The 270-nt window shown below is 30.7% G+C and carries 1 protein-coding gene; it reads left to right on the top strand.

Annotation, left to right across the window (positions count from 1 at the left end; translation table 11 throughout):
* Positions 1-78: 78 nt before the first annotated feature.
* The coding region (locus R0K30_RS22060; protein ID WP_410612987.1) for a putative quinol monooxygenase at positions 79-270 on the top strand (192 nt) is incomplete at its 3' end.

Genomic DNA, 270 nt, shown 5'->3' on the forward strand with positions numbered 1-270 from the left:
GTTTTAAAGCAGTCGATTAACTAACGATATCTTTTGACTTGATAAAGTTTAACATTAGTAATTAAAAACGATTCTATTATGGCCAGATTAATCATCGTTGCCAATATCATGGCCAAACCAAACCAAATCGAAATGGTTAAAACAGAATTGATAAAATTTATTGGTGTTACTCACGCTGAAGAAGAGTGTATCAATTACGACTTACATCAAGATAATAAAAATCCTGCTCATTTTATATTCTACGAAAATTGGGCGTCATACACTCAATAT

The organism is Bacillus sp. SIMBA_154 (assembly GCF_046536015.1).
GTDB lineage: Bacteria > Bacillota > Bacilli > Bacillales > Bacillaceae > Bacillus > Bacillus pumilus_P.